Below are 4,763 nucleotides of genomic sequence, written 5' to 3'. Positions count from 1 at the left end.
GGGACGGCGGCCCGGAGCGGCGCGACCCGCGCGGACCCCCTGGTCACCCCGGGCACACCCGCCGGACACGGGCGCACGCGCCCCCGAATCTTCGCTAGGCTTCGGGGCGACCCCGAACCCGTGACGGCACATCCGGCGTGCAGCCGGTTTGCGCTTTCGTACAGGTGTATGATTAATGGGTCCGCTCTGTTCACGCGATACCGAAGGGAAATCCCCGCCGTGGTCACCGAGGTCTTCACGCTCAAGTACTGCGATCCCCACGCCGTCAGCGAGGAGAAGGTCGAGGCGACTGAGGTCATCCAGTTCGCCTGGGAGGGTGTCGTCCGCGAGGTCGACGCGTGCGCCGACTGCTTCAAGGAGCACGAGGCCCGTCTGGAGCCCCTCGTCGACTACTCGCGTCCGGTGAAGAAGCGCCGCGTCACCAAGAAGGCCGCGTCCTCCTCCTCCGTGCCCGCCGAGGGCTCCGACGACTCCGCGGACGACGAGTCGAACTAGCCAGCGTCCCCGGGCGCGGACCCGCGCCCTCGGGAACGGCCTCATCGCGTCAACCGCGAGCGGGGGCCGACGACACCCCCCAGTGATCGTCGGCCCCCGCGTTCTGTGTGCGGCCCCGGCGGGAGCCGCGTGCCCGGCCCCGGCCCGTGGGCCGCGCGGGTCGCGCCGCTCCGGGCCGCCGTCCCGGCACGCCCCGGGTTCACCGCGGACCTCCTCGGAGGGAGCGTGGGCCGGTGCCCCACCGCCGCGGAACGACGCTGTACCGCGGCGGCGGACACGCACCGACGTGCATCCAGGTTGGGTGCCGCGGGTTTCGGGGAGATTAGCCGTTCGTTGAGTTCATGAGGACATTGGATGACCCGCTCGTCACACCGCGCCCTCCGTTCTCAGGGGCGCCCCGAGACCAGCTCCCCGTCCTTCCAGACCGCCGCGACCTGGGGGACCCCCGGCCGGTAGGCGAGGTAGAGGTGGTTGGGCGCGTCCAGCAGGACCAGGTCGGCGCGCGCGCCGGGGGCCAGGTGGCCGACGTCGGTGCGGCGCAGCGCCCGCGCCCCTCCCGCGGTGGCCGCCCACACCGCCTCGTCGGGGGTCATGCCCGTGTCGCGGACGGCGACCGCGACGCAGAAGGCCAGGCTGGAGGTGAAGCACGAACCCGGGTTGCAGTCGCTGGCCAGGGCGACCAGGGCCCCGGCGTCGATGAGCGCGCGGGCGTCCGGGTAGGGCTGGCGGGTGGAGAAGTCCACCCCGGGCAGCAGGGTGGCGACCGTGGGCTCGGGGCGCGCGGCCGCCTGGGCCAGGGCGTCCACGTCCGCGGGTTCCAGGTGGGTGCAGTGGTCGACCGAGGCGGCGCCCAGTTCGACCGCCAGGCGCACGCCCGGCCCCGGGCCCAACTGGTTGCCGTGCACGCGGGGCAGCAGTCCGCGCTCCGTCCCGGCGGTCAGGACCCGGCGGGAGGCGTCCTCGTCGAAGGCGCCGCGCTCGCAGAAGACGTCGATCCACCGGGCGTGCGGCGCGCAGGCCTCCAGCATGGGCCCCGTGACCAGATCGACGTAGCCCTGGGGGTCGTCGGCGTACTCGGGCGCGACCACGTGCGCGCCCAGGAAGGTGACCTCGTCGGTGACGCGGGCGGCCACGGCCAGGCAGCGCTCCTCGTCGGCGACGGTGAGCCCGTAGCCGGACTTGACCTCCAGGGTGGTGGTGCCCTGGGCGCGGGCCTCGCGGAGCAGGCGCCGGGCCCCCGCGAGCAGGTCGGCGTCGGAGGCCTCGCGGGTGGCGGCCACGGTGGTGCGGATGCCGCCCGCCGAGTAGGGCTGGCCGCTCATCCGGGCGGCGAACTCGCGGCTGCGGTCGCCCGCGAAGACGATGTGTGAGTGGCTGTCGACGAACCCGGGGATGACGCAGCGCCCGGCGGCGTCGATCCGCGCGTCGGCGGCGGGCGCCTGGGCGCGCGGGCCCGACCAGGCCACCCGGCCGTCCTCGACGACCAGCGCCGCGTCCCGGACCTCGCCCACCGCGCCCCGTCCCCGGGAGGGGTCGTTGGTGACCAGGGTGGCGATGTCGTCGATGACGATGCTGCGGGGCACGTCGCTCATGTGAGGACCTCCTTGATGACCGTGTCGAGTTCGCGCGCGGTGTCGGGAACCAGGGTGTGGACGCCGTCGCGGACGGTCCAGCGCCCGTCGGCCATCACGTGCCGCACGTCGGCGGAGGCGGCGGCGAAGACGACGGCGTCGGCGGCCCGGGCGGGGTCGGCCCCGGCCAGGCGGGTTCCGTCCAGGGGGACGTTGACCAGGTCGGCCCGCGCCCCGGGGGCCAGGACACCGGCGTCGGAAGCCCCGCGCGGGGGTTCCTGTGGTCCCGCTCCGACGTGCGCCGACCCCTCGGACGCCCCGGGGGCGGCGGCCCCCGGTTCGCGGGTCCAGCCGAGGCTGGCGTGCCCGTGCGCGGTGGCCGCGCGCAGCAGCTCCCCGGCGCCCAGGGTGCCGCGCCGGTGGGTGCGCAGGCGCTCGTGGAGTTCGACCGCCCTGGCCTCCTCGAACATGTCGGTCAGGGCGTGCTGGTCGGTGCCCAGGCTGAGCGGGGCGGGCAGCAGGTCGCCGGTGCGCGGCAGGCCGTCGGCCAGGTCGCGCTCGGTCGTGGGGCACAGGCACACCGTGGACCCGGCCGCGCGGACGGCCGCCACGTCGGCGTCGCTCAGATGGGTGGCGTGCACCAGGCTGGTGCGCGGGGTGAGCGCGCCCGCGTCGGCGAGCACGGCCGTGGGGGTGCGGCCGTAGGCGGCCAGGCAGGCGGCGTTCTCACCGGGCTGCTCGGAGACGTGGACGTGCAGCACGGCGTCGCGCCCGGCGGCGAAAGCGGCCACCTCGGGCAGCTGCGCGGCGGGGACGGCGCGCACCGAGTGGGCGGCCGCTCCCGTGCGCACGTGCCCGCCCCCGGGACGGAAGGCGGCGGCGCGTTCGGCCCACCCGTCCGCGTCCCCGTCGCCGAAGCGCAGCTGGGGCCCGGCCAGCGGCTGGTGGACGCCGTTCCCGTCCAGCCCGCCGGACAGGTAGCACACGTCCAGCAGGGTGATCCGGATCCCCGCGTCGGCCGCGGCGGCCGCCAGGGCGTGGCCCATGGCGTTGGGGTCGGCGTAGCGGTCCCCGCCGGGTGCGTGGTGCAGGTAGTGGAACTCGCCCACGCAGGTGATCCCGGCCAGGGCCATCTCGGCGTAGACCGCCCGGGCGAGTCGGTGGTAGGTGTCGGGGTCCAGCCGCTCGGCAACGCGGTACATGGTCTCGCGCCAGGTCCAGAAGGATCCGCCGCCGGCGTGGGTGCGCCCCCGCAGCGCCCGGTGGAAGGCGTGCGAGTGGGCGTTGGCGAGCCCGGGCAGGGTGAGGCCGGTGAGGGTCTCGGCGTCCCCGGGGCGCGGCGTCGCGACCGTCACCGACGTGATGCGGCCGTCGGCCACCTCCACGAGCACGCCGTGCTCGGGAGTGCCGTCCTCGGCGCCGGTCCACGCCCACTCGCACCACAGGCGGTGGTCGCGCGGCCCCCGGGAACGCCCGGAGGCGGTTCCGCATGCCGCAGGACCGGCGCTCCCGCCGGGGGCGGAGGCGGCGGGGCCGGAGTCCGCGCCGGTCGTCATCGGTCCCCCTCCCGGACGGGGCGGGCGAGCAGGTCCTGGAGCACGTCGGCCAGGGCGAGCACCCCGGCGTGGCAGTCCTCGGGGCGGGCCCACTCCCCGGGGGAGTGCGACACCCCGGTCGGGTTGCGCACGTACAGCATCGCGGTGGGCACGTGCGCGGCGAGCACCCCGGCGTCGTGTCCGGCCCCGGTCGGCAGCACCGGCACCCGGGGGTCGGGGGCGCGGTCGGCGACCACGGCGGCCAGGCGGTCGCGCAGGCCGTGCGCGAACGACACGAGCGGGGTCAGGGACTCGTTGGCCGTCGCGCAGTCCACCCCGTGCTCGCGCGAGGCCCGCTCGGCGGCCTCGCGCACCCCGGCCACGACCGCGCCGAGCGCGGCCTCGTCGGCGGCGCGTGCGTCCAGCCAGGCGCTGACCAGGGACGGGATCGCGTTCGTGCCGTTGGGGTTGACCAGGGCCCTGGCCACGGTGGCGCGGGCGCCGTGCTCCTCTGCCAGCGCGCGGGCCGCCAGGATCGTGTGCGCGAACGGCAGCATGGGGTCGCTGCGGTCGTCCAGGCGGGTGGTGCCCGCGTGGTCGGCACGGCCGGTGAAGTCCATCCGCCAGCGCCCGTGCGGCCAGATCGCGCTGGCCACGCCCACCGGGTGGGCGGTCTCCTCCAGGGCGCGGCCCTGCTCCACGTGCAGTTCCACGAACACGTCCAGGTCCGCCAGCGCCCCGGGGTCGGCGCCGATGGCGTCGGGGTCGTGCCCGGCGGCCTCCATGGCCCGGGCCCAGGTGGTCCCGGAGGCGTCGGTGAGGCCGCGCGCCCGCTCGGGGGAGATCTCCCCGGCCGTCAGGCGGCTGCCCAGGCAGGGGACGCCGAACCGGCCGCCCTCCTCCTCGGCGAACACCGTGACGGCCAGCGGCCGGGCCGGGGTCAGTCCGCGCCGCCGCAGTTCGTCCACGGCGGCCAGGGCGCTGGCCACGCCGAGGGGTCCGTCGAAGGCCCCGCCGTCGGGGACCGAGTCCAGGTGGGAGCCGGTGGCCACCGCGCCCGGGCCGGGCGCTCCCCACCAGGCCCACAGGTTGCCGTTGCGGTCGGTGCGCACGTCCAGGTTCCGGGCGGCGGCGGCCTCGGTGAACCAGGCGCGGGCGTCGG

At 76.7% G+C, this 4,763-nt stretch carries 4 protein-coding genes; 1 reads left to right on the top strand and 3 read right to left on the bottom strand.

Annotated features, from left to right (window positions below):
- Positions 1-219 precede the first annotated feature (219 nt).
- Positions 220-495, top strand: coding sequence for a hypothetical protein (locus tag DQW06_RS23135; protein WP_117199300.1), 276 nt, complete (start codon positions 220-222; stop codon positions 493-495).
- A 386-nt stretch (positions 496-881) separates the two neighbouring features.
- Here DQW06_RS23135 and hutI read toward each other — a convergent pair whose 3' ends face one another.
- From hutI to DQW06_RS23120, 3 genes are all read right to left on the bottom strand, one after another.
- A complete protein-coding gene (gene hutI / locus DQW06_RS23130; protein ID WP_013154014.1) occupies positions 882-2,087 on the bottom strand; it encodes an imidazolonepropionase in 1,206 nt (401 codons plus the stop codon).
- Positions 2,084-3,622 (bottom strand): formimidoylglutamate deiminase, encoded by a 1,539-nt coding sequence (locus tag DQW06_RS23125; RefSeq protein ID WP_198662526.1) that lies wholly within the window; start codon positions 3,620-3,622, stop codon positions 2,084-2,086. Before DQW06_RS23125 ends, hutI begins: the two co-directional genes overlap by 4 nt.
- Positions 3,619-4,763, bottom strand: a 1,145-nt coding sequence (locus DQW06_RS23120; protein WP_117199299.1) for an allantoate amidohydrolase, incomplete at its 5' end; no start/stop codon positions are given. The genes DQW06_RS23120 and DQW06_RS23125, both read right to left, overlap by 4 nt.

The organism is Nocardiopsis sp. TNDT3, from assembly GCF_003427465.1.
GTDB classification, from domain to species: Bacteria; Actinomycetota; Actinomycetes; order Streptosporangiales; family Streptosporangiaceae; genus Nocardiopsis; species Nocardiopsis dassonvillei.
The sequence above is the reverse complement of the archived record's forward strand: the minus strand, read 5'-3'. Positions and strand labels throughout refer to the sequence as shown.

What these genes read in the sequence shown, in the direction of transcription:
- DQW06_RS23125 (WP_198662526.1), bottom strand. Translation starts at nt 3,622, where the DNA reads ATGACGACCGGCGCGGACTCCGGCCCCGCCGCCTCCGCCCCCGGCGGG.
- hutI (WP_013154014.1), bottom strand. Translation starts at nt 2,087, where the DNA reads ATGAGCGACGTGCCCCGCAGCATCGTCATCGACGACATCGCCACCCTG.